Here is a 26004-nt window from a genome sequence, read left to right as displayed (position 1 = left end):
GGGCAATGGCGCGGCGCGTCGATGGTAGAATTGATAACCATTCCTATCATCGAGAAGGCGCTCCGTGACGTTGTCCGATCTGGCGCTGTACAGCTCCGCCGTGGTGGAGTCCGTGCAGGAAACACACGCAAACGATGCGATCGCCCGCCGACTGAAGGAGCTTGGCTTCGTCAAAGGGGAAGAGGTGCGTCTGGTCGCCCGTGGTCCCGTCGGCGCCGAGCCGCTGCTGGTGCAGGTGGGGTTCACGCGTTTCGCGCTTCGCCGCAGTGAGGCCGCCCGCATCGTGGTAACCGCGTTGCAGGCCCAGGAGGCCCGCGCATGAGCGCCGCCAGCAACGCCCTGCGCATCGCCCTGGTCGGCAACCCGAACAGCGGCAAGACCGCGCTGTTCAACCAGCTCACCGGCAGCCGCCAGAAAGTGGCCAACTACACCGGCGTCACCGTTGAACGCAAGGAAGGCCGCCTGCGTGCGCCGTCCGGCCGCGAGTTCGCCGTGCTGGATCTGCCGGGCGCCTACAGCCTGCAGCCGGCCAGCCTGGACGAAGCGATCACCCGTGACCTGTGCCGGGGCTTCTACCCCGGCGAGGCCGCGCCGGACGTGCTGCTGTGTGTGATCGATGCGACCAACCTGCGCCTGCACCTGCGCTTCGCGCTGGAGCTGCGTGAGTTGGGCAAGCCGATGATCGTGGCCCTGAACATGGTCGATGCGGCCGAGCGCCGCGGCATCAAGATCGATGTGCAGGCGCTGGAACAGGCCCTGGGTGTGCCCGTGGTGGAGACCGTGGCGGTGCGTCGCAACGGCGCGGCCAAGCTGGTCGAGCGCCTGGATGCGATGGTGCCGCACCTGCAGGCCCCGGTGGCGGTGCCTGCCGCCGAGGCCGATTACCACGCCCAGGTGCGCGACATCCTGGCCGCTTCGGTGAGCATGCCGACACGTACGGCGAAGATCGATGACGCGCTGGATCGCTGGCTGCTGCACCCGGTGTTCGGTCTGCTGACCCTGGCCGTGGTGATGTTCCTGATCTTCCAGGCGGTGTATGCCTGGGCGACGCCGGTCATGGACCTGATCGAGGCCGGTACGGCGGCACTGGGCGGCTGGATCGGTGGCGCGCTGCCGGAAGGCCCGCTCAACAGCCTGCTGACCGACGGCATCATTGCCGGCGTGGGTGGCGTGATCGTGTTCCTGCCGCAGATCCTGATCCTGTTCGCCTTCATCCTGGCGTTGGAAGAATCCGGTTACCTGCCGCGCGCGGCGTTCCTGCTGGATCGCATGATGGCGGCGGCCGGTCTGTCCGGGCGCTCGTTCATCCCGTTGCTGTCCAGCTTCGCCTGCGCAGTGCCGGGCATCATGTCCACCCGCAGCATCCAGGACCCGCGCGACCGGCTCGCCACGATCCTGGTGGCCCCGCTGATGACCTGTTCGGCGCGCCTGCCGGTGTATGCGCTGCTGATCGGCGCCTTCATCCCGCAGAAGCAGATCTGGGGCGTCTTCAACCAGCAGGGCCTGGTGCTGTTCGGCCTGTACGCGGCCGGCATTCTCAGCGCGCTGCTGATGTCCTGGACAATGAAGAAGTGGCGCCGCGACAAGAGTGAGCATCCGTTGATGCTGGAACTGCCGTCCTACCGCATCCCGCACCCGCGCGATCTGGCGGTGGGGCTGTACGAGCGCGGCATGATCTTCCTCAAGCGCGTGGGCGGCATCATCCTGGCGCTGACCATCCTGCTGTGGGTACTGCTGTCGTTCCCGGGGGCGCCGGAAAACGCGACCATGCCGGCGATCGACTACAGCTTCGCCGGCCAGATCGGCCATGCCATGGCGGTGTTCTTCGCGCCGCTGGGCTTCAACTGGCAGATCTGCATCGCACTGATCCCGGGCCTGGCCGCGCGTGAAGTGGCGGTGGCCTCGCTGGCCACGGTGTACGCGCTGTCCGCCGCCGATGACGATGCCGCCAGCCAGGCGCTGACCCCGCTGATCAGCGACGGCTGGTCGCTGGCCACCGCGCTGTCGTTGCTGGTCTGGTACATCTACGCCCCGATGTGCATCTCCACGCTGGCCACGATCAAGCGTGAAACCAACTCGTGGAAGCAGATGGGCTTTGCCACGTTCTACCTGTTCGCGGCCGCCTACATCGCCTCGCTGATCACCTACCAGGTGACCGTTGCCCTGGGCGGCGGCTGATGGAGACCGGTCTGCTGCTGCAGTACGTCGTGATCGCGCTGGCCGTGCTGGTCAGCGCGTGGGTGGTGATGAAGAAGCAGTTCCCGGGCACCGTGCGCAAGGCACGCGGGGCGATCGCGCTGGGGTTGGTGAAACCGCAGCGCGCCGCCTGGTTGCAGGCGCTGGGCCGGAAGATCGCACCACCGGCGACCGGTGGCGGTGGTGCGTGCGGTGGTTGTGACAGCTGCGGGCCGACGCCGCCGAAGCGGCACTGAGGCGCTCGGCGGTAGAGCACGCCCTGCGTGATTGCTCAATCGCGCACCAGCCCCCCATCCACCACCAGGTTCTGCCCGGTCACCGCGCGTGACCATGGCGAAGCGAAGAACAGCACCGCATCGGCGAACTCGGCCGGGGTGGTGACGCTGCGCAACGGGGTGTTGGCCGCGATGTAGTCGAACACCGCCTCCGGCGTGGCCGCACTGGCATCCGTGGTGCGCAGCAGACCACCGGAGAGCATGTTGACGGTGATGCCGTCCGGGCCGAGATCGCCCGCCAGCGTGCGGGTCAGCGAGAGCAGGGCGGCCTTGGCCGCGGTGTAGTCGTGGTACGGCACCACCGGGTTCTGGAACAGGTTGGTGCCGATGTTGATCACGCGGCCGAAGCGCTGCGCGCGCATGCCGGGCAGGGCGGCCTGCACCGTGTTGAGTGCGCCGCGCACGCTGCCTTCGAACTGCTGGTTGAAGGCGTCCCAGCCGATCACGTCGGCCTTGTCGCGCGCATCGCCGTTGAACGAGAACGCCGCCAGTGCGTTGTTGACCACCGTGGTGATGTCACGGCCGAAGTGCTGGCGCGCCTGTGCGAACAGGGCATCGACCTGGGCGCGGTCGGTCACGTCGGCCTGGATCGCCACGCAGGCGCTGCCCAGCTCGGCCGCCAGCTTCTGCGCGGCTTCTGCGCTGGCGTGGTAGTTGATGACGACCTGTGCGCCCTCGCGGACGAAGGCGCGGACCAGATGCTGGCCGAGCCCGCGGGCACCGCCGGTGACGAGAACGAGCTGCTGCGAAAGCTGCATGGAGGGGCTGCCATGGGGATCCACCCGCTAGCGTAGCAAGCGGTGCGCGGATTTCCTCTTGTGCAGCGCCGCCGGCACCCGCTAGCCTGCATGCATGACTACCACTCCCCTACGTTTGCTCATCCACGGTGCGTCCGGCCGCATGGGCCAGGCACTGCTCCGCCTTGCCGCCGACAATTCCGCCCTGCAGGTGGTGGCCGCGGTGAACCGCCGCTCGCCGGCCCAGCGCGTGGTCGAGGGCGTGCCGCATTTCGCCAGCAGCGAGCTGGCTGGTGCCCCCCCGTTCGATGTCGCCATCGATTTCAGCCTGCCCGAGGGTTTCGATCCGGTGCTGGCGCTGTGCGTGGAGCGCGGTGCGGGCTTCGTGTCCGGCACCACCGGCATCAGTGAGGCGCAGCGCCAGGCACTGATCCAGGGGGCCGGCCGGATTCCACTGGTCTGGGCCTCCAACTTCAGCCTCGGTGTGGCGGTGCTGGATGAGCTGGTCGAGCGGGCTGCCGCTGCACTGGCCGGCTGGGACTGCGACATCGTCGAATCCCACCACACCCAGAAGAAGGACGCGCCCTCCGGCACGGCCCTGACCCTGGGCGCGGCGGCGGAGAAGGGCGGGGCGCATCCGCACTACGCCAGCCTGCGCGCCGGCGACATCGTGGGTGAGCATCTGGTCCAGTTCACCGGGCTGGGCGAGCGCATCGAGCTGACCCACCGTGCCACCAATCGGGACATTTTTGCCCGTGGGGCCCTGTTCGCGGCCAGCCAGCTGCCGGGTCGCGCGCCGGGCAGCTACCGGGTCCGGGATCTGCTGGATGGGGCCACGCCGCCGCCCGCCGTCTGAATTGGGGCCTCGGGGCAGGATGGGCGGGCGCCTGAACCGGCGCTGCGCCCTCCGTCGGCCTGAATAGGGCAATTGCACGCGGATACTGGCGCCGCACCCGGCTTGCCTTTACAATTCCCGCTCGCCGAATCACGACAGCCGGACCGGTCCAGAACCGCAGTCCGCGCTTTTTTGCAGCCGCTTTTTCGTGAAGCGCAGGCGTGACTTCGGCGACCCCTCGGTAGCCAAAGTGAGATTTCCGTGACCCAAGCCGCAATCCTCGTCCTCGAAGACGGCACCGTATTCGAGGGCGAATCCGTAGGCGCGCCCGGCCTGTCCGTTGGTGAGGTGGTGTTCAACACCGCCATGACCGGCTATCAGGAAGTGTTGACCGATCCTTCCTACGCCCGGCAGATGGTCACGCTGACCTACCCGCATATCGGCAACACCGGCATGACCGACCAGGACGATGAAGCGGCCAAGGTGTGGTCGGCCGGCCTGATCGTGCGCGATGTCCCGCGCCGCCCGAGCAACTGGCGCAGCCAGGTGTCGCTGCAGGATTGGCTGATCCAGCGCGGCGTGGTCGCCATCTCCGGCATCGATACCCGCAAGCTGACGCGCATCCTGCGCGAGCGCGGCGCCCAGAACGGTGCGCTGATGGCCGGCGAAGGCCTGTGCGTGGAAACGGCGCTGGAAGCGGCGCGCAAGTTCCCGGGCCTGAAGGGCATGGATCTGGCCAAGGTGGTCAGCACCGACAAGCGTTACACCTGGACCGAGGGCCAGCTGGATCTGGACAGCAATGCCTTCGTCAACGCCGCACCGCGTTTCAAGGTGGTGGCCTATGACTTCGGCGCCAAGCTCAACATCCTGCGCATGCTGGCCGAGCGCGGCTGCGAGCTGACCGTGGTGCCGGCGCAGACCCCGGCTGCCGACGTGCTGGCGATGAATCCGGACGGCGTGTTCCTGTCCAACGGCCCGGGCGATCCAGAGCCGTGCGATTACGCGATCGCCGCGATCAAGACCTTCCTGGAGAAGAAGGTGCCGACCTTCGGCATCTGCCTGGGCCACCAGCTGCTGGCGCTGGCCTCCGGCGCGAAGACGGTCAAGATGGGCCACGGCCACCACGGCGCCAACCACCCGGTCCAGGACCTGGACGGCGGCCGCGTGATGATCACGTCGCAGAACCATGGCTTCGCGGTGGATGAAGCCTCGCTGCCGGCGACCCTGCGCGTGACCCACCGCTCGTTGTTCGACGGCACCAACCAGGGCATCGCCCGCACCGACGTGCCGGCGTTCTCGTTCCAGGGCCACCCGGAAGCCTCGCCGGGCCCGCACGATGTCGGTCCGCTGTTCGACCGGTTCGTGACGATGATGGCCGAGGCCAAGGCGTGATGCGCAGCCCCGCGCTGCTGCTGTCGCTGGTGTGCCTGACCGGTGTGGCCCAGGCCGCACCGGCGTCCGATACGCAGGTGCAGGCGGTCATGCAGAAGTTGAGCATGGGCACGCTGGGCACCGACATGGCCAAGCTGATGATCGACAACGTGCCGGCGCTCAAGGCCCTGCCCGAGACCGATCGCCAGTGCGCGCATGCGCCGATCCAGAATCTGCTCGATGCGCAGTTTCGTCATTCGGTGATCACCGGCCTCGGCAACGACGGCGACCAGGTGATCGCCGAGTGGTCGCGCTTCCTGGGGACACCCGGCGGCAAGAGCCTGTCCTCGGCCTTCGCCGGTGCCAATCCCGCGACGATGGCGGAAAAGGCCAACGTGAACCTGAGCGAGAAGGACCGCGCCGAGGTGACCGCATTCCTGGCCAGCCCGGCCTACACCCGCTTCATCGCCACGTTCGACACCGAATCGGAGCTGCCCGACGACATCGGCGTGCAGCTGGCGAAAGGACTGCAGGACCAGTGCCGGATCGCGCTGAACCCCGACGATATTTCCTGATCGACAGCGTGCGATCACCCCCAATTGCCTCGCTGTCCAGACTTAGAGAAGACAATGCCCAAGCGCACTGACCTTAAAACCATCCTCATCATCGGTGCCGGCCCGATCGTCATCGGCCAGGCCTGTGAGTTCGACTACTCTGGCGCGCAGGCCTGCAAGGCACTGCGCGACGAGGGGTACCGCGTGGTGCTGGTCAACAGCAATCCGGCCACCATCATGACCGACCCGGAGATGGCCGACGCCGTCTACATCGAGCCGATCAACTGGCAGACGGTCGAGAAGATCATCGCCAAGGAAAAGCCCGATGCGCTGCTGCCGACCATGGGTGGCCAGACCGCGCTGAACTGCGCACTGGATCTGGCCGACAACGGCGTGCTGGAGAAGTACAACGTTGAACTGATCGGCGCCAAGCGCGACGCGATCCGCATGGCCGAAGACCGCGAGCTGTTCCGCGTGGCCATGGGCGAGATCGGCCTGGAGTGCCCGTCCGCTGCGGTGGCGCACACGCTGGAAGAAGCGATCGACATCCAGACCCGCGTCGGCTACCCGACCATCATCCGCCCCAGCTTCACCTTGGGCGGCAGCGGCGGCGGCATCGCCTACAACCGCGAAGAGCTGGTGGATATCGTGACCCGCGGCCTGGAACTGTCGCCGACCACCGAAGTGCTGGTGGAAGAATCGGTGCTGGGCTGGAAGGAATTCGAGATGGAGGTGGTGCGCGACACCGCCGACAACTGCATCATCGTCTGCTCGATCGAGAACCTGGACCCGATGGGCGTGCACACCGGTGACTCGATCACCGTGGCTCCGGCGCAGACCCTGACCGACAAAGAATACCAGCGCCTGCGCGATGCCTCCATCGCCGTGCTGCGCAAGATCGGCGTGGATACCGGCGGTTCGAACGTGCAGTTCGGCATCAGCCCGACCACCGGCCGCGTGGTCGTGATCGAAATGAACCCGCGCGTATCGCGTTCCTCGGCGCTGGCCTCCAAGGCCACCGGCTTCCCGATCGCCAAGGTCGCGGCCAAGCTGGCCGTGGGTTACACCCTGGACGAATTGAAGAACGAAATCACCGGTGGTCTGACCCCGGCCTCGTTCGAACCGTCGATCGATTACGTCGTCACCAAGATTCCGCGCTTCGCCTTCGAGAAGTTCCCGGCCGCCGATGCGCGCCTGACCACCCAGATGAAGTCGGTGGGCGAGGTGATGGCGATGGGCCGCACCTTCCAGGAGTCGCTGCAGAAGGCCCTGCGTGGCCTGGAAACCGGCAAGATCGGCCTGGACCCGACCGGTCTGGACCTGTCCAACGAAGACGACATCACCACCATCAAGCGCGAGCTCAAGGCCCCGGGCCCGGAGCGCCTGTTCTTCGTGGGGGATGCGTTCCGCGCCGGTTTCAGCGTGGAAGAGGTCTTCGCGCTGTCGCACATCGACCCGTGGTTCCTGGACCAGATCGAAGAGATCATCCAGGCCGAAGCCGAGGTGGCCGCCGACGGCATCGACGCACTCGATGCTGCACGTCTGCGCAAGCTCAAGCGCGCCGGTTTCTCCGATGCCCGCCTGGCCGAACTGACCGGCACCAACGAAGCGGCCGTGCGCGCGCTGCGTCGTGCCCACAAGGTCCGCCCGGTATACAAGCGCGTGGATTCCTGCGCCGCCGAGTTCGCCACCAGCACCGCGTACCTGTACTCGACCTACGAGGACGAGTGCGAAGCGGCGCCGAGCAACCGCGACAAGATCATGATCCTGGGTGGCGGTCCGAACCGTATCGGCCAGGGCATCGAGTTCGACTACTGCTGCGTGCATGCGGCACTGGCGCTGCGCGAGGATGGGTATGAAACCATCATGGTCAACTGCAACCCGGAAACCGTCTCCACCGATTACGACACCTCCGACCGCCTGTACTTCGAGCCGCTGACGCTGGAAGACGTGCTGGAGATCGTCGAGCTGGAACAGCCGAAGGGCGTGATCGTGCAGTACGGTGGCCAGACCCCGCTGAAGCTGGCGCGCGCGCTGGAAGCCAACGGCGTGCCGGTGATCGGCACCTCGCCGGACTCCATCGATCTGGCCGAAGACCGCGAGCGCTTCCAGCAGCTGGTCGACAAGCTCGGCCTGAAGCAGCCGCCGAACCGCATCGCCCGCAACGACCAGGAAGCCCTGCTGCTGGCCCGTGAGATCGGCTACCCGCTGGTGGTGCGCCCGAGCTACGTGCTGGGCGGCCGTGCGATGGAAATCGTCTACGGTGAATCCGATCTGGCCCGCTACGTCCGCGACGCGGTGAAGGTCTCCAACGATTCGCCGGTGCTGCTGGACCGCTTCCTGGACAACGCCGTTGAAGTGGACGTGGACATCATTGCCGACAAGGACGGCAACGTGCTGATCGGCGGCGTGATGGAGCACATCGAAGAAGCAGGCGTGCATTCGGGCGACTCGTCCTGCTCGCTGCCGCCGTACTCGCTGTCGGCTGAAACCCAGGCCGAGCTGCGTCGCCAGGTGGTCGAGCTGGCCAAGGCCCTGAACGTGGTCGGCCTGATGAACACCCAGTTCGCGATCCAGACCGGCGAGAACGGCGAAGACATCGTCTACCTGCTGGAAGTGAACCCGCGTGCCTCGCGCACCGTGCCGTTCGTCTCCAAGGCCACCGGCATGCCGCTGGCCAAGATCGCCGCGCGCTGCATGGCCGGCAAGACGCTGGCCGAGCAGGGCGCGACCAAGGAAATCGTGCCGGGCTACTACTCGGTCAAGGAAGCGATCTTCCCGTTCGCCAAGTTCCAGGGCGTCGATCCGATCCTCGGGCCGGAGATGCGCTCCACCGGTGAGGTGATGGGCGTGGGCCGCAGCTTCAGCGCCGCCTTCGCGCGTGCGCAGGAAGCCGGTGGCATCAAGGCGCCGCCGCTGGGCAAGGCGTTCGTTTCGGTCCGTGATCCGGACAAGAAGCGCGTGCTGCCGGTCGCCAAGGCACTGGTCGAGCGCGGCTACACCCTGGTCGCGACCCGTGGCACCGGCGCGTGGCTGCAGGAGCACGGCATGACCTGCGAAATCGTCAACAAGGTGGTCGAAGGCCGTCCGCACATCGTGGATTCGATCAAGAACGGCGAGATCGTTTACATCGTCAACACGACCGAAGGTCGTGCGGCGATCAATGACTCGTTCTCGATCCGTCGCGAAGCGCTGCAGCATCGCGTGACCTATTCGACCACCATCGCCGGCGCCATGGCGCTGGTGCAATCACTGGAATTCCGCGGTACCGGCCCCGTCTGGTCGCTGCAGGAACTGCACAAGGAGTTGAACGCATGAGAGCACCGATCACCCTGAAGGGCGCGCAGCGTCTGCGCGAAGAGCTTGACCACCTGAAGTCGGTCAAGCGCCCGAAGGTCATCGCGGCGATCGCCGAGGCACGCGAACACGGCGATCTGAAAGAGAACGCCGAGTACCACGCCGCGCGCGAAGAGCAGGGCTTCATCGAAGGCCGCATCAAGCAGCTGGAAGGTGAGCTTTCGCATGCCGAGATCATCGACATCACCAAGCTCAACGCCGGCAGCAAGGTGGTGTTCGGCGCCACGGTCGAGCTGTCGGACGTGGAGAATGATGAAGAGAAGCGCTACCAGATCGTGGGCGACCTGGAAGCGGACATCAAGCTGGGCCTGATCGCGATCTCCTCGCCGCTGGCCCGTGCCTTGATCGGCAAGCTGGAAGGCGATGCGGTCACCATCGACGCACCGGCCGGCCAGCGCGAGTACGAAATCGTCAGCGTCCAGTACCTGGACTGACGGCGATGGCCACGGCGACGTTGTTGCTGCCGGCGCGAAGCCGGTTTCCGGCGGCGCCGTTGCCCGATGACGTCGCCAAAGCGCTGGGGCGTGCGCAGCGCCACAGCGCCGAGGCGGGCGAACGCGCCCAGCTGCGTCGGCATTTCCAGACGCAGCCGGACGCGTGGTCCGCCGCCGCCCTGACCCGCCAGCTGGATGTCGGCGATGCCGATGGGGCGGTGTGGTTGCGGGCCGATCCGGCCAATGTGGTGCCGGACATGCATGGCGCACGCCTGATGGGGCACGGGGATACCCTGCGGCCGGATCTGGCCGATGTCATGCACCTGCTGCCGGCGTTGCAGCCGTTGTTTGCCGGGTTCGGCTTCGTGCTGGATGCCCCGGTGCCGTCACGCTGGTACCTGCGGCTGCCGCCGGGCACCACGCTGCCCGCATTCGCCGAGCCTGATGAAGTGCTCGGCGATGATCTGTTCGCCCATCTGCCCGAAGGCGATGCAGGCCGCCGCTGGCGCGCCTTGTTGACCGAGGCACAGGTGGTGTTGCACCAGCATGAATGGAACCAGCAGCGCGTGGCCGACGGCAAGCGCGCGATCAATTCGCTGTGGTTCTGGGGTGGCGGTGAGCTGCCTGAGCGCGTGACCACCGCGCATGCCCAGGTCCGCAGCCGCGATGCGCTGCTGCAGGCGCTGGCCAGGGCGGCGGGCCTGCAGGCCGATGGCGAGCAGACCGTGGATGCGCTGGTGGACCTGCGCCAGCTGCGCTCACTGGAGCAGCTGGCCAATGAGGCGATCCGCCCGTTGCTGGCGGCGATCGCCCGCGGGGAATTGAAACGGCTGGTGCTGGATTTCGAGGACGGGGCCCGCGTGGAGATCGACAAGAGCCAGCGCTGGCGGTTCTGGAAGAAGCCGGTGCAGTTGCACGATCTCTGAGTGCATGCCCAAGGACAGCCGGCCAGCGGTCGGCTCTGCCGGTAGCGGGGCGGTATCATGCTCGCGCATGTCATCGATCGAGCCCGTTTTGACCCCGTCTGAAGCACCCCGTATCCAGCGCCGTCCTGCCGCCGCCGTCAGCGAGTGGCCGTCCTCCATGTTGCCGTTGCTGCAGCGCTTGTACGCCGCGCGCGGGGTGACCGATGCCGCGCAGGCCCAGCCGAAGCTGGCCCAGCTGCATGCGCCGGATCTGCTGGGCAGCATGCAGGCCGCGGTAACGCTGCTGGCCGATGCGATCGCCCACAACGAACGCATCCTGATCGTCGGCGATTTCGACTGCGATGGCGCCACCGCCTGTGCGGTCGGGGTGCGCGGCCTGCGCATGCTCGGCGCGCGCGATGTGGTGCACGCGGTGCCCAACCGCATGCTGCATGGCTATGGGCTGTCGCCATCGCTGGTGGCCGAACTGGCCCCGCTCAATCCGGGCCTGCTGGTCACGGTCGACCATGGCATCGCCTGCCATGCCGGCGTCAACGCGGCCAAGGCACTGGGCTGGAAAGTACTGGTCACCGATCACCATCTGCCGGGCGAGCACCTGCCGCCGGCCGATGCCATCGTCGACCCCAACATCAGCGGCGATGCGTTCCCCAGCAAGGCACTGGCCGGCGTCGGGGTCATCTTCTACGTGTTGATGGCGCTGCGCCGCCACCTGCGCGAGCAGGGCGCGTACGCCACGGCACCTGAGCCGGACCTGCTGACCCTGCTGGATCTGGTCGCAGTGGGCACCGTTGCCGATCTGGTCGCGCTGGATGACAACAACCGCGCCCTGGTCTCGGCCGGCCTGCGCCGGCTGCGCAGCGGCAAGGGCTGCGTCGGCCTGCAGGCGCTGATCGAGGCCAGTGGTCGTGACGCCTCGCGGCTCACTGGCAGTGACATTGGTTTCGCGCTCGGCCCACGGTTGAACGCCGCTGGCCGGCTGGAAGACATGGCACTGGGCATCGAGCTGCTGCTCACTGAAGACCGCGCCCACGCGCGTGAGATCGCCACGACGCTGGAGTCGATCAACACCGAGCGCCGTGCGGTCCAACAGCTGATGACCGACGACGCGGAGCTGGCAGTGTCCCGTGCAGTGCTCAGCGCCGAGGGCGTGCGCCCGGTTGCGGCCTGCCTGTTCGATGCCGAATGGCACCCCGGTGTGGTCGGGCTGGTGGCGTCCAAGATGAAGGATCGGCTGCACCGGCCGGTGATCGCGTTCGCACCTTCAGAGCCCGGCGGCGATTCGCTGCGGGGCTCGGCGCGCTCGATTCCCGGCTTCCATATCCGTGACGCGCTGGCCTTGGTTAACGCGGCGCACCCGGGCCTGATCGACAAGTTCGGTGGCCACGCCATGGCTGCCGGCCTGAGCCTGCCGCATGCGCAGTTGGCCGCGTTCGAGCAGGCCTTCGTGGACGTGGTGGAGCGCACGCTGGATCCGCTGTCGCTGCAGCAGCTGCTGCTGACCGATGGCGAGCTGTTGCCGCAGGAACTGGATTTCGCCCACGCCGAGGCGCTGCGCCTGGCCGGGCCGTGGGGGCAGGGCTTCCCCGAGCCGCTGTTCGATGGTCACTTCCAGGTAGCGCGCTGGCAGGTCCTCAAAGAGAAACACCTGAAACTGAGCCTGCGCGTGCCGGGCCGGGCCGAGCCGGTCAGCGCCATCCACTTCAGCGGCTGGACCGGCAATGCGCCGGCCAACCACGTCCATATCGCCTATCGGCTGGTCAGTGATGACTATCGGGGAGGCGGCGCGATCCAGCTGATCATCGAGCACTGCGCGGATGCCTGACCTGCGCCGAAGCCTGTTGTTGTCGGCCAGCCTGCTGCTGTCCTCGCTATCCCTTTCCGCAGACGCCCACATGCTCCCATCGCCCACCGAACGTTTCGATCTGCAGAGCCGCATCGCGCTTCAGGGTGACGAGATCGCCCGCACCGAACTCTCCGCACGCGAGGGCTTCGAATTCCCGGACCTGGACGGCTCGCGGCAAAGCGTGGCGTGGCTGCTGCGGCAGGAACTGGCCGCCCGGGTCGAGAGTGGAGATGGCACAGCCAGCGGCCCGGTCACGGTCGACGACGCGGTTGCCGCGGTGATGGCGCGACTCAGCCGGACCCGCTGCGTGGCCACGGACTACCAGCCATCAGACGACCCGGACGATTACCGGGATGCGGACGATCAGACCGGCGCGCTGGCGTATACCTGCGCGCTGCCGGATCCCGAAGCGCTGCGTCCCGTGCATGCAGCGCTGCGCGCTGCGCAGGAGGGAACGGATCGCCAACAGGCCGCGCAGCGTCTGCTTGCGGCTTACGTCGAACACCTCTCCAGCGCACCGGACCGGCCGGTGGACGCACACCACGCCGTATTCTCGCGCCCGTACTCGGCCGACCACGCCGTCATGCAGAGCATGGCGATCATGGAAACGATCCTTCCCGCACTGTTCCCGTTCGACGGCTGGGAAGACGACGACGGCTGAGCATCGCCGCGCGTGCCAGCGTAATGGCTTACTCCTGGACCTTGATCACCAGCGTAGGCATTTCCCAGGCGCCGCCGGCGGCGACCAGGCGGCACAAGCCGGTGCTGCTGTCGGCGGTCCTGACGAACTGCGTGCCGGTCCAGCCCCAGGTGGTGGAGTACCAGCAATCGCCCAGCCCGCGGCCCTTGTGCGCCTCCTGGATGGTGCGTACGTCATCACCCACGGCTGCCGTGGTGACCAGCCGCGGCTGGTACGGCGCGCGGTCGTTGACCACCCAGTAACCATCACCGGTGTTGTACGCGGCGCGCCAGCAGCTCAGTGACACCAGCAGCTTGTCGGCGCTGAGCCGCTGCACCGTCAGCGCTTCGGGTTCCTCGCCGGGTGACAGGCTGCCGCTGGGTCCCAGCGCTTCGCAATCGTCGGCTGACGTCACCGCTGCGAGGGCGGCACGCAGCGCCGGCGATGCGGCCAGCGCGGTGTCCGCCGGGCGGGTCGCCACCGGCTTGCCCAGCCGCACGACCGGCACCGGCAGTGCCGGCGGCACCGAGGATTCGGCGAGGGTGCCTTTGCGCATCAGGGCGCCCGGCGTGCCCAGGCGGCCCTGGAACGCATCCATCTTCAACAACACGGCCGAGGCGCCCTGATCAGAGACCGTCCAGCGCGCGCCATCGTCGCCGATCAGCTCGATGCGGCTGTTGCGTGTCAGCGAGGTAAGCAGGGCAGCGAGCTGCTTCGCAGAAAAGGTGGCGGTGCCCTCGGCGGCATCAAACTGCATCGGGCCCAGCGAGGTGCCGTTGATCTGCAGGCTGAGCCGCCGGGTGGCGGTGTTGTCGTCGTATTGGCCGAGCATCAGTTCAGCCTGCACCGGCTGGTCCGGCCCGCCCGCGCGGGTGAGCAGGATCGAGACCGGGTCGCCGCCATTGTCGTCGGCCTGATAACCGGCGGCGCGGCAGGTACGGGTGTTGTCGCAGGCCAGCGTCCAGTCGTGGTGGGTGAACGTCACGCCCTCGATGGGGGCGGCGGCGTGACCGGGCAGGGTGAGCCCCATCAACAGCGGGGCGGTCAACAACAGGCGCATGCGGCATCCTTGGTCCATCAATCCGTGGAGGGCGATCTTGGCCCAGCACGGATGAGGCGTCCATGACCGGAACAGGCGATTGCCGCCGCTCAACCCCGTTCTCGTGCGCCGTGCGTTCAATGAGGTGTCATCGGATCAGGAGCGTCACATGGGACTCGCACTGCGCAGTATCGGTCTGCTCGCGCTGCTGTGCTGGCAGCTGCCCAGCGCCCACGCACAGGCGCGGCGTTTCCCGCCGCCACGCCCGCCGATCCTGCAGGTCGCCGGCGCCGAGGTGCCGGTGCGGCTGACCGAGGCCCGTATCGACAGCCGCGTCATGGCGGGGCTGGGTGAGACCACGATCGAGTTGACCTTCCACAATCCCAACGCGCGGGTGCTGGAAGGGCAGCTGGCGTTCCCGCTGGCCGCGGGCCAACAGGTGGCCGGGTTCGCACTGGATATCGACGGTGAGCTGCGCGACGCGGTGCCGGTCCCCAAGGCGCAGGGCCGCCAGGTGTTCGAGGCGATCGAGCGCCGCCAGGTTGATCCGGGGCTGCTGGAACAGACCGCCGGCAATCAGTTCCGGCTGCGGCTCTATCCCATCCCGGCGCGTGGTGAGCGTCGCGTCCGTCTGGTGCTGCGCGACAGCCTGCCGACCGTCCCGCAGGGCCTGCAGTGGTCATTGCCCGTGTTCTTCGCACGGCAGGCGGAGCAGGTGAAGGTCCGGCTGGAGGCCAACGGGACGGGCCAGCCGGTCGCCGTGGGCGTCAATCCGCTCGGGTTCACGTTGAAGACCGGCGCCTATGTGGCGCAGTGGCAAGGGCGCGGTGCGGATCTGCCCGCACAACTGCAGTGGAGCCTTCCGCTCGCCCGCAGCGCTGACGTGGTCACCGGGCTGCATGAGGGGCAGCGCTATCTGCTGGCCAGCGTGCCGGTTCGCACGTCCACCGCGCCGCGCGTTCTGCCTCGGCGCATCGGCCTGCTCTGGGACGCGTCGGGCTCGGCAGGGTCACGCGACCGCGCGGCCGAACTGGCGGTGCTGGATCGCTACTTCAACGCCCTCGGCACCGGTCAGGTCCAGCTGACCGTGCTGCGTGACCGCAGCGAAACGCCGCAGCAGTTCCCGGTGACCCAGGGCGACTGGTCAGCACTGCGCGAGTACCTGCGGGCACTGCCCAACGATGGCGCCAGTGCGCTGGGTGACTGGACGCCGAACCCCGCCATCGGCGAGTACCTGCTGGTCAGCGATGGCCTGGCCAACTACGGCAGCCAGACCTTGCCCACCCTGTCGCCCGATCAACGCCTGTATGCGCTGAGCAGCGCCGGTGCGAAGACCGACACCCCGCGCCTGCGCGCCTGGACCGGCGCCCATCACGGGCAGCTGCTGCAGGTGAGCAGTGAGGCAGAGGTGCCGGGCGTGATGTCGCTGCTGCTCCAGCAGCCGGTCGACGTGGCCGATGTTGTGGCACGTGGCGTGGAGGACGTGAACGTGGATGCCGCCAGCGCCACGCAGGGGTGGATCCGTGTCACCGGCCGCGTGCTGCGTCCCGATGCGACGGTGCTGCTGTCTCTTCGCGGTGGCGGCAGCGATCCGCAGCCGATCACCCTCAGCGTAGCGAACGCACGGGGGGTGGAAGGCGGCCTGGTCGCCCACGCATGGGCGAATGCCCGGTTGGCAGCACTGGCGGCGGACCCGGCCGGGGCGCAGGCGTCCAAGGCGTTGTCGCAGCAGTTCGGGATGGTGACGGCCGATACGTCGCTGCTGGTTCTTGAAACGTTGGACGACTACCTGCGTTACGGCATCCGGCCGCCGGCACCGCTGCGCGCCGCCTACGACCAGCGCCATGCGTTGACGGTGGCGGATGTGGCAAGCGAGCGGAAGCGCCGCCTGGATGGCATCGCCCGCCAGTTCGCCGAGCGCGAACAGTGGTGGAATACCCGCTGGCCCAAGGATGCGCCGCCGCGACCCAAGCCGGAATCCCGATCCGTCGCCGCGCCAGTCGCCATGGCGATGGCCGCGCCACCGCCGGCACCTGCGGCGCCGATGGCGCTGGACCGTGTCGAGCTGACCGCGTCGGCGGTTGCCGATCAGGAAGAGGCAACCACCGAGCGCCGCGCTAAATCTGCACCCAAGGCCAACAGCGGCCAGATCACCCTGACGCTGGCGCCGTGGGCACCGGATTCGGCCTATGCACGCCGCCTGCGCGATGCCACGCCGGCGCAGCTGTATCCGCTGTATCTGCAGGAGCGCGAACAGCACGCTGGCAGCAGCGCCTTCTATCTGGACGTGGCCGATCTGCTGCTGGCCAGCGGACAGCGTGACCTGGCCCTGCGCGTGCTCTCCAACCTGGCTGAGATGCAGCTGGAAAACCGCCACGTGCTGCGCGTGCTCGGTTATCGCCTGATGCAGGCCAAGGCGCCGGCACTGGCCGTGCCGGTGTTCCGCCAGGTGCTGGCGATGGGCGAGGAGGAGCCGCAGAGTTTCCGTGACCTCGGCCTGGCGCTCGAAGCGGCCGGGCAGTACCAGGCGGCGGTGGCATCGCTGTATGAAGTGGTGGTGCGCCCGTGGGATGGGCGGTTCGACGGTATCTCGCTGATCGCGCTGGACGAACTGACCCGGCTGATCGCGCGCGAGCGTGTGGATGCTTCCGCGGTCGACCCGCGTCTGCGCCGTGCGATGCCGTTGGACCTGCGCGTGGTGCTGAGCTGGGACAGCGATAACAGCGACATGGACCTGTGGGTCACCGATCCCAACGGCGAGCGCGCGTACTACGGCAACCGGCTGACCTACCAGGGCGGGCAGATGTCGCAGGACTTCACCGGCGGCTATGGCCCGGAGCAGTTTTCGTTGCGTGATGCCAAGCCCGGCACTTACAGGATCGAAGCGAACTACTTCGGCAGCCGCGAGCAGCTGGTCACCGGCGCCACCACGTTGATGCTGCGCCTGAGCACCAAGTGGGGCAGCCGCGACCAGCGCGACCAGCAGGTCACGCTGCGGTTGAAGGACCGGGCGGAGACGGTGCTGGTCGGGGAGTTCGAGGTGAAGTAGCCGCCTAGCCGGCCCGCGGCGATCCCGCTGCTGCTCCAACGGCGGTGGGACTCTGCCCCTGCAACCGCTGCCGGCGCAGTCCGAAAAGAGGGCGCAACCAATCGACGCGACGGATCAGCCCTTCGTGCAGCAGCAGGCAGCCCGCCACCGTCCCGGCCACGACCAGCAGCGGCTCCCACCACAGCCCAAGATGCAGCGGCTTGAGCCAGAACAGGAGCGCGATGATCAGGCTCTGGTGCAGGATGTACCAGGGATACACCGCCTCGGTGCAGTACGGCAGCCAGCGGAATGGGCGATCCAGGTACACCTTGGCCCAGCCGAGCACGGTCAGCAGCACGGCCCACAGGTACAGCGACTGGCTGGCCATCACCTGCACCGTCCAGATGCTGTCCGGCCACTGCCGCAACAGGGAATCGGCCGGCAACACCCGCCCCAGGATGCGGATGCCGAAGTACCAGCACGCCGCAAAGACCGCCACCCCCAGGGTGAGCCGGCGCAGCTCGACCACGCGTGCCCAGAACGGGGTGGCGCGGGCAAGCAGATAGCCGGCCAGGAACACCGTGCCGTACTTGGCGTGCTGGTACCAATCGCCGAACAGCAGGTTGGTGGAGGGAAACAGGGGATCGAGCCAGGCCACCCAGCCGAAGGAGAGCAGCGAGGGCAATCCGATCAGCATCGGCGCCGGCGCCCGGGCATAGCGCTCCACCGCGCGGCGCACCGCAGGGGTATCCAGTACCGGCATCAGCAGCGCCAGCACCAGTGTGTAGACCCATAGGTAGGCCAGGTACCACAGGTGGTTCCAGGTGATGCGCAGTTGCCAGCCGGCAAACGTGTCCTGCGGCCAGGCCGGCATCTGCCAGTAGCGCAGCAGGAAGGCGCCGAAGCCGGGCTCGATCTGTCCGTTGGTCAGTGCCTCGGCGTAGGGCTGGATCGGCACCACGACGAACATTCCGAACAGCAGCGGCAGCAGCAACCGCCACGTGCGCAGCACGGCAAAGCGCGCGATGCGCGCCTCGGGCCGCATCAGGGCGATGGCGATACCGGAGAGCAGGAACAGCAACGGCATCCGCCAGCGGTTCACCAGCAGCATCGGCCACTGCAGCCACTCGGCGGTGTACTCGCTCTTGAGATGGAAGCCCCAGCCATCCACGTAGGCCATGGCGGTGTGATAGAGGATGAGCAGGGCGAAGGCGAGCACGCGCAGGGCGTCGATGTCGTGGCGGCGTGGCATGGACGGGGCAGGCAGGAAAGGAGACTGCACGGTGCGCAGTCGCCGCGCGGTCCGCCATGGCGGAGGGGCCTGCCGCCGGGGGCAAGTGACGAATGGCGGTCGCCAAGGGACGGGTGGGGCGCACTACCATGGCCTGATGAGTCAGGCTGACGACCCTTTGCGAATGGACGATTCAATGGCGAACGGACGTGCCGCGCGGTGGCGGCCGCGTGCGCGGATGCTGGTGTGGTCGGTCATCCTGTTGACCACGGCGGTGGCCAATGCGCTGGTGGAAGTGATGGATGCGGGCCGCCGTGGCGAAGACCTGGGCCTGTGGCAGCCGATGATCTGGGAGCTGAGCAGCGTCACGATGATCCTGCTGACGCTGCCGGTCCTGTGGTGGGGCTGCCAGCGTTGGCCGCTGCACGCCGATACCTGGAAACGACGGCTGCCGCTGTACCTGCTGGCCAGCGTGGCGTGGTCGCTGGTGCATGTCACCGGGATGATGGGGCTGCGCCATCTCGCTTATGCCGCGCTCGGCTACCACTACCAGGACGATGCCACCTGGCCGGTACGCTTGATGTACGAGTACCTCAAGGATGTCCGTGCCTTCTTCACCTTCGTGGCGATCGAGCACTTCTTCAGCTGGTTCGGGCGGCGCCGGCAGGGCGAGGCCCACCTGCTGGTGGCGCCGGATGATGCGCCCCCGGTGGACGCCGTGGAGCGCCCGGAGCGGTTTCTGGTGCGCAAGCTGGGCCGCGACTTCCTGGTCGCCACCGGTGATATCGAGTACGCCCAGGCGGCCGGCAACTACGTCAACCTGCGGGTGCGCGGGCACGACTACCCGCTGCGCAGCACCATGGCGGCGCTGGAAGAACGATTGGATCCGGCGCTGTTCGTGCGTGCCCACCGCAGCTGGCTGGTGAATGTGCGGCACCTGGTCTCGATCGAGCCGCTGGACGGGGGCGAGGCCCTGCTGCACATGGACGATGGCGGCCGGGTGCCGTGCAGCCGCCGGCAGCTGCCCTCGTTCCGGCAGGCGCTGGCCGTGCAGGGGGCGGCGTGAGATCAATGCGTACGGGGGGGGGGGGCGGCACCCCGCAGGCTTGGCCGGGCAAGCCCCGGATACGCTATGATGGACAGTCTTTTCGCACGCATTAATCGCCGACATGATCGAGCTCAATCCTGTCCGCCAGCGCATCACCGATCTCACCGATCGCGTGCTCTCGCTCAGGGGGTATCTTTGACTACGACGCCAAGAAAGAGCGTCTGGAAGAAGTAACCCGGGAACTGGAAAACCCGGATATCTGGAACAACGCCGAGTACGCCCAGAACCTTGGCCGCGAACGCGCCAATCTGGAGAAGACCGTCGGCGGCATCGCCACGATCCTCGACGGCCTGGCCGAATCGGGTGAACTGCTGGAACTGGCCGAAAGCGAACAGGACGAAGAAACCGCCCTGGCCGTGGTCAGCGACCTGGACAAGTACCAGAAGCACGTCGAACAGCTGGAGTTCCAGCGTATGTTCTCCGGGCAGATGGATACCGCGGCGGCCTTCGTCGACATTCAGGCCGGCGCCGGCGGTACCGAAGCCCAGGACTGGGCCGAAATCCTGCTGCGCATGTACCTGCGCTGGTGCGAATCGCGCGGCTGGAAGACCGAGCTGATGGAAGTCTCCGGCGGCGACGTCGCAGGCATCAAGTCGGCCACGCTGCGCGTGGAAGGCGATTACGCCTATGGCTGGCTGAAGACCGAAACCGGCGTGCACCGGCTGGTGCGCAAGTCGCCGTTCGATTCGGACAACCGCCGCCACACCAGCTTCACCTCGGTGTTCGTGTCGCCGGAAGTCGATGACAACATCGAAATCGACATCAACCCGGCCGACCTGCGTACCGATGTGTACCGCTCCTCCGGCGCGGGTGGTCAGCACGTCAACAAGACCGAGTCGGCGGTGCGTATCACGCACATCCCGACCAACACGGTCGTGGCCTGCCAGACCGGCCGCAGCCAGCACCAGAACCGCGACAACGCGATGAAGATGCTGGCCGCCAAGCTGTACGAGCTGGAAATCCAGAAGCGCAACGCCGAGCGCGATGCCGTGGAAGCCACCAAGTCCGACATCGGCTGGGGCAGCCAGATCCGCAACTACGTGCTCGACCAGAGCCGTATCAAGGACCTGCGCACCGGCATCGAACGCTCCGATACGCAGAAGGTGCTGGATGGCGACCTCGACGAATTCGTCGAAGCGAGCCTGAAGTCCGGCCTGGCCGTGGGTGCCAAACGCACCGACGCCTGACCGTCGGGGCCGCCACGCGCGGCCCCGATCCGTTGTGCCCGGGCCACGCCCGGTTTCGCAATCCGCCCCGACCATCGGCATGATGGCGGGGACCGTCCCTCCCCCCGACATACATAGACCCACGCCATGAACGATCAGACCGCCGCGCCGCAGCCCCCCGTCGACGAGAACAGCCTCATCGCCGAGCGCCGCGCGAAACTGACCGCCCTGCGCGGGCAGGGCATCGCCTACCCGAACGATTTCCGCCGCGAGCACTTCGCCGGGACCCTGCAGGCCGAGTTCGCCGATGCCGAGCAGTGGACCGCCGAAGCGCTGGAAGCCAGTGACCGCCAGGTCAAGATGGCCGGCCGCCTGATGGCCAAGCGCGTGATGGGCAAGGCCAGCTTCGCCCAGATCCAGGACGAGTCCGGCCGCATCCAGCTGTTCCTGCAGGGCAGCACCCTGGGTGACGCCTACACCGCCTTCAAGGGCTGGGACGTGGGCGACATCATCGCCGTCGAGGGTGGGCTGACCCGCACCAAGACCGGTGAGCTGTCGGTCAAGGCCACCAGCATCCGCCTGCTGACCAAGTCGCTGCGCCCGCTGCCGGACAAGTGGCACGGCCTGGCCGACGTGGAGCAGCGCTACCGACAGCGCTACGTCGATCTGATCGTGACCCCGGAGTCGCGCGAGGTGTTCATCAAGCGCTCACGCATCATCCGCGCCATGCGCGCCTGGCTGGACAACCGCGACTTCCTGGAAGTCGAAACGCCGATGATGCATTACATCCCCGGCGGCGCCACGGCCAAGCCGTTCACCACCCACCACAACGCGCTGGACCTGGACCTGTACCTGCGCGTGGCCCCGGAGCTGTACCTCAAGCGCCTGGTCGTGGGTGGGCTGGAGCGCGTGTACGAGATCAACCGCAACTTCCGCAATGAAGGCGTCAGCACCCGCCACAACCCGGAATTCACCATGATGGAGCTGTACGAGGCCTATGCCACGTACACCGAAGTGATGGACCTGACCGAAGGCGTGATCCGTGACGTGGCCAGCAAGGTGCTGGGCACCACCACGGTGGAGTGGGACGCTGCCACGATCGATCTGGCCCCGGCCTTCCGCCGCTGGCGCATGGACGAAGCGGTGCGCCACCACAACCCGGAGATCAGTGCGGCCGACTGCACCGACCGCGATGCGCTGGTAGCCCATTGCGAGCGCCTGAAGATCCGCATCAAGCCGTCCTACGGCTGGGGCAAGCTGCTGCTGGAGATCTTCGAAGCTACCGTCGAGCACACCCTGATCCAGCCGACCTTCATCACCGACCACCCGGTGGAAGTCTCGCCGCTGGCCCGTGCCAACGATGACCAGCCGGGCTATACCGACCGCTTCGAGCTGTTCATCAACGGCAAGGAGCTGGCCAACGGCTTCTCCGAGCTGAACGATCCGGAAGACCAGGCGGCCCGTTTCCAGGCCCAGGTCACGGCGAAGGAGGGCGGTGATGACGAAGCCATGCATTACGACGCCGATTACATCCGCGCGCTGGAGTACGGCATGGCGCCGACCGGCGGCCTGGGCATCGGCATCGACCGGCTGGTGATGCTGCTGACCGGCAGCAGCTCGATCCGTGACGTGCTGCTGTTCCCGTACATGCGTCCCGAAAACTGAGACCTGGGTCCGGGCGTGCTTGGGGCGCGTCCGGATGGGGGTTCCGCTCCCGTGGCCGCGCGAGTATGGTTTCTGCGTGGCCTTAGCAAGGTGCTATGGCGTGATGGCCACGGACCATGACGGGTCGCAGCAGGTGCTTACATTGGCATCACACTGTGACGACGATCATGAACTGGGGTGTTCATGACGGGAGGCGGACCCATGCAAGGTGCCAGTGTGCTGAGCGGCGGAGTATCCTCTCCGCAGCATGTTCCAGTGTGGTCAAGGAAGAAGGCAGAAGCAGCCTTGAATATTGTCATCGTTGACGACCAGACGTCCGCGCGTACCATGCTGCGCCATGTCATCGAAGACATCGCGCCGGAACTGTCCGTGCACGACTTCGGCGATCCGCTGACGGCGCTCGCCTGGTGCGAGTCGCATGCCGTGGATCTGCTGCTGCTCGATTACCGCATGCCGGAAATGGATGGGCTCGAGTTTGCCCGCCGGTTCCGCCGCCTGCCCAAGCACCGCGACATCCCTGTGATCCTGATCACCGTGGTTGGCGATGAGCCGATCCGCCAGGCCGCGCTGGAAGCAGGGGTGATCGATTTCCTGGTCAAGCCGATCCGCCCGCGCGAACTGCGCGCGCGCTGCTACAACCTGTTGCAGCTGCGCCAGCAGTCGGAGAACGTCAAGCAGCGCGCGCTGTCGCTGGAGCAGCGGCTGCTGGCCAGCATGCACGAGGTGGAAGAGCGCGAGCGCGAGACGCTGTCGCGGCTGGCACGGGCGATCGAGTTCCGTGATGCCGGCACCAGCGCCTACCTGGAGCGCATGGCGCATGTCGCCGGCCTGATCGCCGAGCAGCTCGGGCTGCCGGAGGAAGAGGTCAAGCTGATCGAGATGGCCGCGCCCCTGCACGACATGGGCAAGATCGCCATTCCCGATGCCGTGCTGCTCAAGCAGGGCAAGCTGAGCGACGAGGAGCAGGCGATCATGCGCCGGCACCCGCGGATCGGCTATGAACTGCTGAGTGGCAGCCAGAACCGTTTCATCCAGGTCGGCGCGCTGATCGCGCTGCGCCACCATGAGCGCTACGACGGCAGCGGCTACCCGGATGGGCTGGTCGGCGATGCCATTCCGCTGGAAGCGCGGATCGTGGCGGTGGCCGATGTGTTCGACGCCCTGATCTCACCCCGTCCGTACAAGGAAGCATGGACCATGGAAACCACGCTGGCCTATCTGTACGCCCAGCGTGGCCGGTTGTTCGACCCGCGCTGCGTTGATGCCCTGCTGCGCGGTCGCCTCCAGCTTGATGAGATCTGCGCACAGCACTCCACTGCGTCATCCCGCCCGGGGATGTGATATGCGTCGTCTGTACCCGCGCCTGAAGCAACGTCTGGCGCAGCGCCCGGATACCGAGCACGGCCAGGCGATCGTGCGCATCGTGCTGATCACCCTGATCCTGCTGTACGTGCTGATGCCGGGGCCGCGGCACGATCTGCCGCCGGCGCAGTACCACGGCGTGCTGGCGATCGTGCTGACCGGCCTGACCCTCTCGCTTGGGCTGTTCGGCTGGCTGCTGTGGCGGCCGGGGCGTTCGGATCCACGCCGGGTGGCCGGCATGCTGGCCGACTACGGGCTGATCGCCGCCGGCATGGTGCAGATGGGTGAGCCGCTGGCCTGGGTCTACATCGTGGTGATGTGGGTGACGGTCGGCAACGGCATGCGCTATGGCAACAACTATCTCTATGTGGCCGTGGCGATGGCCATGGTCAGCTTCGGCAGCACCGCGCTGCTTACGCCTTACTGGGAACGCAATGCCCGGCTGGCGTTCGGCCTGTGGCTGGGCCTGGCCGCGGTGCCGCTGTATTTCTCCACGCTGCTGCGCCAGTTGACCCGGGCGATGGCCGAGGCGCGCCGTGCGAGCGAGGCCAAGAGCCGCTTCCTGGCCAACATGAGTCATGAATTCCGCACGCCGCTCAACGGGCTGTCGGGCATGACCGAGTTGCTGGCCACCACCAAGCTCGATGAAGAGCAGCGCGAGTGCGTCAATACCATCCAGGCCTCCTCGCGCAGTCTGCTGGCGCTGGTGGAAGAGGTGCTGGACATCTCCGCGATCGAAGCGGGCAAGCTGCGCGTGACCGCCGAAGACTTCGCCCTGGCCGATGTGATCCAGGCGATCGGGCTGATCCTGCTGCCGCAGGCCAAGGCCAAGCGATTGGACTACCGGGTCAAGGTCGCCGATACCGTGCCGCCTTTGTTGCGCGGCGATCTCGGTCACCTGCGCCAGATCCTGCTCAACATCGCCGGCAACGCGGTCAAGTTCACCGACCATGGCCGGGTCGAAATCCGCGTCGGCGTGCTCAATGCCGAATCCAATGGCGGGGTGCGGCTGCGCTTCGACATCCTCGATACCGGCATCGGCGTTGCGCCGGAAATGCGCCCGCGTCTGTTCGAAGCCTTCGAGCAGGCCGATGTCAGCATGGCCCGCCGGCACGAAGGCACCGGCCTGGGGACGACCATCGCCAAGGGCCTGGTCGAGGCGATGGGCGGCGACATCGGCTACGAAGAAAACCCGCCGCAGGGCAGTCATTTCTGGTTCGAGCTGCCGTTCGCGCCGCCGCGCGTGCCGTTGGGCGCGGTCACCCCGGCCCTGGTCGGCGACGGGCTGCCGGACCGCAACGGCAATGTCATCGCCTTCGCCGATCCGTTCCTGCGCCACCGCGCGCGCGTGCGCAGCATGCACATCCTGGTCGCCGATGATCATGAGGCCAACCGGATGGTGTTGCAGCGCCTGCTGCAGAAAGCGGGCCACAAGGTGCTGTGCGTCAACGGTGGCGAAGCGGTGCTGGATGCGATGGCCGAGAGCGATTTCGATGCCGCCATCGTCGATCTGCACATGCCCGGCATGAGTGGCCTGGACATGCTCAAGGAGCTGCGCGTGATGCAGGCCGGGGGCGGTCCGCGCACGCCGGTGCTGGTGCTCAGCGCCGATGTCACCCCCGAGGCGATCCAGCGCTGCACCCAGGCCGGTGCGCACACGTTCCTGGCCAAGCCAGTGGTGGCCGTGCGGCTGCTGGACGTGCTGGCCGACATCGCCTCCAACGGGCAACTCAAGGCCAGCGCGCCGATCGTGCGCACCGCCACCGTATTGGATGGCGTGCTGGATCCCGGCGTGCTCGACGAGTTGGCTTCGCTCGGCATGGGCGATGGCTTCGAGCGCGAGTTCATCCGCCAGTGCCTGACCGATGCCGAGCAGTGCGTCGGTGTGGCGCTGGCCGACGGCGAGCGCGGCGATTGGGTGCATTTCCGTGAGCAGGCCCACGCGATCAAGGGCGTGGCCAGCAATCTGGGCCTGGTCCGCGTGGCCAACCGCGCGGGCGACCTGATGCGCATGGCCGATTGGCAGCTCAAGAGTGAGTGGCGTCAGCGCGTGACCCTGCTGCAGGCCGGGATCAAGGAGGGCCGTCAGGCACTGGATGCGCGTGCCCAGCGCAAGGCACAGGGGCACGCCGACGACGGCGGCGACATGCGCTGAGCGGGCAACACTAAAAAAGCCCGGCGGCAGCCGGGCTTGAACA

Annotated in this window: 20 protein-coding genes; 17 read left to right on the top strand and 3 right to left on the bottom strand. The window is 67.3% G+C overall.

Annotated features, from left to right (window positions below; all coding sequences use genetic code 11):
• Positions 1-64: 64 nt before the first annotated feature.
• Genes AC1DIQ_RS06845 through AC1DIQ_RS06835 form a run of 3 tightly spaced genes read left to right on the top strand, consistent with a single transcriptional unit; the run spans position 65 to position 2432 of the window.
• Positions 65-322 carry a FeoA family protein gene (locus tag AC1DIQ_RS06845; RefSeq protein ID WP_282261350.1) on the top strand — a complete coding sequence of 86 codons (258 nt, stop codon included), beginning with the start codon at positions 65-67 and terminating at the stop codon, positions 320-322.
• Positions 319-2178, top strand: a complete 1860-nt coding sequence (gene feoB, locus AC1DIQ_RS06840; protein ID WP_461770442.1) for a ferrous iron transporter B — start codon at positions 319-321, stop codon at positions 2176-2178. Before AC1DIQ_RS06845 ends, feoB begins: the two co-directional genes overlap by 4 nt.
• Positions 2178-2432, top strand: a complete 255-nt coding sequence (locus AC1DIQ_RS06835) for a DUF6587 family protein (protein ID WP_121036683.1) — start codon at positions 2178-2180, stop codon at positions 2430-2432. The genes feoB and AC1DIQ_RS06835 overlap by 1 nt, the downstream gene beginning before the upstream one ends.
• Positions 2433-2467: 35 nt before the next feature.
• On the opposite strand, the gene AC1DIQ_RS06830 is transcribed toward AC1DIQ_RS06835, so the two are convergent.
• Complete coding sequence (locus tag AC1DIQ_RS06830; protein ID WP_121036684.1) at positions 2468-3229, bottom strand: 3-oxoacyl-ACP reductase; 762 nt, start codon at positions 3227-3229, stop codon at positions 2468-2470.
• Positions 3230-3323: 94 nt separating this feature from the next.
• On the opposite strand from AC1DIQ_RS06830, the gene dapB reads away from it, so the two are divergent.
• The 8 genes from dapB (at position 3324) to AC1DIQ_RS06790 (ending at position 13189) form a co-directional block, all read left to right on the top strand.
• The gene (gene dapB / locus AC1DIQ_RS06825; protein ID WP_478049722.1) at positions 3324-4064 is read left to right on the top strand and encodes a 4-hydroxy-tetrahydrodipicolinate reductase; all 741 of its coding nucleotides are present in this window, start codon (positions 3324-3326) and stop codon (positions 4062-4064) included.
• A gap of 240 nt (positions 4065-4304) precedes the next feature.
• Positions 4305-5435: a glutamine-hydrolyzing carbamoyl-phosphate synthase small subunit gene (carA, locus tag AC1DIQ_RS06820; protein ID WP_478049721.1), complete on the top strand. Its 1131-nt coding sequence runs from the start codon at positions 4305-4307 to the stop codon at positions 5433-5435.
• Positions 5432-5989: a hypothetical protein gene (locus AC1DIQ_RS06815; protein WP_183073616.1), complete on the top strand. Its 558-nt coding sequence runs from the start codon at positions 5432-5434 to the stop codon at positions 5987-5989. Before carA ends, AC1DIQ_RS06815 begins: the two co-directional genes overlap by 4 nt.
• Positions 5990-6043: 54 nt before the next feature.
• Entirely contained in the window at positions 6044-9286 is a 3243-nt protein-coding gene (carB, locus tag AC1DIQ_RS06810; protein ID WP_152150723.1) for a carbamoyl-phosphate synthase large subunit, read from the top strand.
• 8 nt (positions 9287-9294) lie between these two features.
• Positions 9295-9759 (top strand): transcription elongation factor GreA, encoded by a 465-nt coding sequence (greA, locus tag AC1DIQ_RS06805; RefSeq protein ID WP_183073734.1) that lies wholly within the window; start codon positions 9295-9297, stop codon positions 9757-9759.
• A 5-nt stretch (positions 9760-9764) separates the two neighbouring features.
• Complete coding sequence (locus AC1DIQ_RS06800) at positions 9765-10685, top strand: phosphoglycerate mutase (RefSeq protein ID WP_478049720.1); 921 nt, start codon at positions 9765-9767, stop codon at positions 10683-10685.
• Between the two features lie 157 nt (positions 10686-10842).
• The gene (recJ, locus tag AC1DIQ_RS06795) at positions 10843-12507 is read left to right on the top strand and encodes a single-stranded-DNA-specific exonuclease RecJ (protein ID WP_478049905.1); all 1665 of its coding nucleotides are present in this window, start codon (positions 10843-10845) and stop codon (positions 12505-12507) included.
• Positions 12500-13189, top strand: coding sequence for a hypothetical protein (locus AC1DIQ_RS06790; RefSeq protein ID WP_478049719.1), 690 nt, complete (start codon positions 12500-12502; stop codon positions 13187-13189). The genes recJ and AC1DIQ_RS06790 overlap by 8 nt, the downstream gene beginning before the upstream one ends.
• A gap of 28 nt (positions 13190-13217) precedes the next feature.
• Here AC1DIQ_RS06790 and AC1DIQ_RS06785 read toward each other — a convergent pair whose 3' ends face one another.
• Positions 13218-14267, bottom strand: a complete 1050-nt coding sequence (locus AC1DIQ_RS06785; protein WP_478049718.1) for a DUF1176 domain-containing protein — start codon at positions 14265-14267, stop codon at positions 13218-13220.
• Between the two features lie 148 nt (positions 14268-14415).
• Here AC1DIQ_RS06785 and AC1DIQ_RS06780 point away from each other — a divergent pair, with 148 nt between their 5' ends.
• Complete coding sequence (locus AC1DIQ_RS06780; protein ID WP_478049717.1) at positions 14416-17295, top strand: VIT domain-containing protein; 2880 nt, start codon at positions 14416-14418, stop codon at positions 17293-17295.
• 4 nt (positions 17296-17299) lie between these two features.
• Here the strand turns inward: AC1DIQ_RS06780 and AC1DIQ_RS06775 are convergent, their stop codons facing one another.
• The gene (locus AC1DIQ_RS06775; protein WP_121036694.1) at positions 17300-18526 is read right to left on the bottom strand and encodes an acyltransferase family protein; all 1227 of its coding nucleotides are present in this window, start codon (positions 18524-18526) and stop codon (positions 17300-17302) included.
• 175 nt (positions 18527-18701) lie between these two features.
• Between AC1DIQ_RS06775 and AC1DIQ_RS06770 the strand changes: the two genes are divergently transcribed.
• The 5 genes from AC1DIQ_RS06770 to AC1DIQ_RS06750 all read left to right on the top strand — a co-directional run bounded on the left by AC1DIQ_RS06770 (position 18702) and on the right by AC1DIQ_RS06750 (position 25961).
• Positions 18702-19571, top strand: a complete 870-nt coding sequence (locus AC1DIQ_RS06770) for a LytTR family DNA-binding domain-containing protein (RefSeq protein ID WP_121036695.1) — start codon at positions 18702-18704, stop codon at positions 19569-19571.
• A 103-nt stretch (positions 19572-19674) separates the two neighbouring features.
• Positions 19675-20800 (top strand): peptide chain release factor 2 gene (gene prfB / locus AC1DIQ_RS06765; RefSeq protein ID WP_121036696.1). Its coding sequence is split into 2 segments (ribosomal slippage): positions 19675-19749 and positions 19751-20800, totalling 1125 coding nucleotides; the frame shifts between segments, so codons are not numbered across the junction.
• Positions 20801-20926: 126 nt separating this feature from the next.
• A complete protein-coding gene (lysS, locus tag AC1DIQ_RS06760; protein ID WP_282263110.1) occupies positions 20927-22444 on the top strand; it encodes a lysine--tRNA ligase in 1518 nt (505 codons plus the stop codon).
• Positions 22445-22645: 201 nt separating this feature from the next.
• On the top strand, positions 22646-23785 hold the full coding sequence (gene rpfG / locus AC1DIQ_RS06755; protein ID WP_478049716.1) for a cyclic di-GMP phosphodiesterase response regulator RpfG: 1140 nt from the start codon (positions 22646-22648) through the stop codon (positions 23783-23785).
• Position 23786: 1 nt separating this feature from the next.
• On the top strand, positions 23787-25961 hold the full coding sequence (locus AC1DIQ_RS06750) for an ATP-binding protein (protein ID WP_282263104.1): 2175 nt from the start codon (positions 23787-23789) through the stop codon (positions 25959-25961).
• Positions 25962-26004 lie beyond the last annotated feature (43 nt).

This window comes from Stenotrophomonas sp. 05L413 (genome assembly GCF_056397945.1).
This window is presented reverse-complemented; position numbering and strand designations above follow the sequence as displayed.

What these genes read in the sequence shown, in the direction of transcription:
- recJ (WP_478049905.1), top strand. Translation starts at nt 10,843, where the DNA reads ATGTTGCCGTTGCTGCAGCGCTTGTACGCCGCGCGCGGGGTGACCGAT.
- AC1DIQ_RS06830 (WP_121036684.1), bottom strand. Translation starts at nt 3,229, where the DNA reads ATGCAGCTTTCGCAGCAGCTCGTTCTCGTCACCGGCGGTGCCCGCGGG.
- AC1DIQ_RS06800 (WP_478049720.1), top strand. Translation starts at nt 9,765, where the DNA reads ATGGCCACGGCGACGTTGTTGCTGCCGGCGCGAAGCCGGTTTCCGGCG.
- AC1DIQ_RS06835 (WP_121036683.1), top strand. Translation starts at nt 2,178, where the DNA reads ATGGAGACCGGTCTGCTGCTGCAGTACGTCGTGATCGCGCTGGCCGTG.
- AC1DIQ_RS06770 (WP_121036695.1), top strand. Translation starts at nt 18,702, where the DNA reads ATGGCGAACGGACGTGCCGCGCGGTGGCGGCCGCGTGCGCGGATGCTG.
- rpfG (WP_478049716.1), top strand. Translation starts at nt 22,646, where the DNA reads ATGCAAGGTGCCAGTGTGCTGAGCGGCGGAGTATCCTCTCCGCAGCAT.
- AC1DIQ_RS06750 (WP_282263104.1), top strand. Translation starts at nt 23,787, where the DNA reads ATGCGTCGTCTGTACCCGCGCCTGAAGCAACGTCTGGCGCAGCGCCCG.
- dapB (WP_478049722.1), top strand. Translation starts at nt 3,324, where the DNA reads ATGACTACCACTCCCCTACGTTTGCTCATCCACGGTGCGTCCGGCCGC.
- feoB (WP_461770442.1), top strand. Translation starts at nt 319, where the DNA reads ATGAGCGCCGCCAGCAACGCCCTGCGCATCGCCCTGGTCGGCAACCCG.
- AC1DIQ_RS06790 (WP_478049719.1), top strand. Translation starts at nt 12,500, where the DNA reads ATGCCTGACCTGCGCCGAAGCCTGTTGTTGTCGGCCAGCCTGCTGCTG.
- AC1DIQ_RS06785 (WP_478049718.1), bottom strand. Translation starts at nt 14,267, where the DNA reads ATGCGCCTGTTGTTGACCGCCCCGCTGTTGATGGGGCTCACCCTGCCC.
- AC1DIQ_RS06775 (WP_121036694.1), bottom strand. Translation starts at nt 18,526, where the DNA reads ATGCCACGCCGCCACGACATCGACGCCCTGCGCGTGCTCGCCTTCGCC.
- carB (WP_152150723.1), top strand. Translation starts at nt 6,044, where the DNA reads ATGCCCAAGCGCACTGACCTTAAAACCATCCTCATCATCGGTGCCGGC.
- lysS (WP_282263110.1), top strand. Translation starts at nt 20,927, where the DNA reads ATGAACGATCAGACCGCCGCGCCGCAGCCCCCCGTCGACGAGAACAGC.
- AC1DIQ_RS06780 (WP_478049717.1), top strand. Translation starts at nt 14,416, where the DNA reads ATGGGACTCGCACTGCGCAGTATCGGTCTGCTCGCGCTGCTGTGCTGG.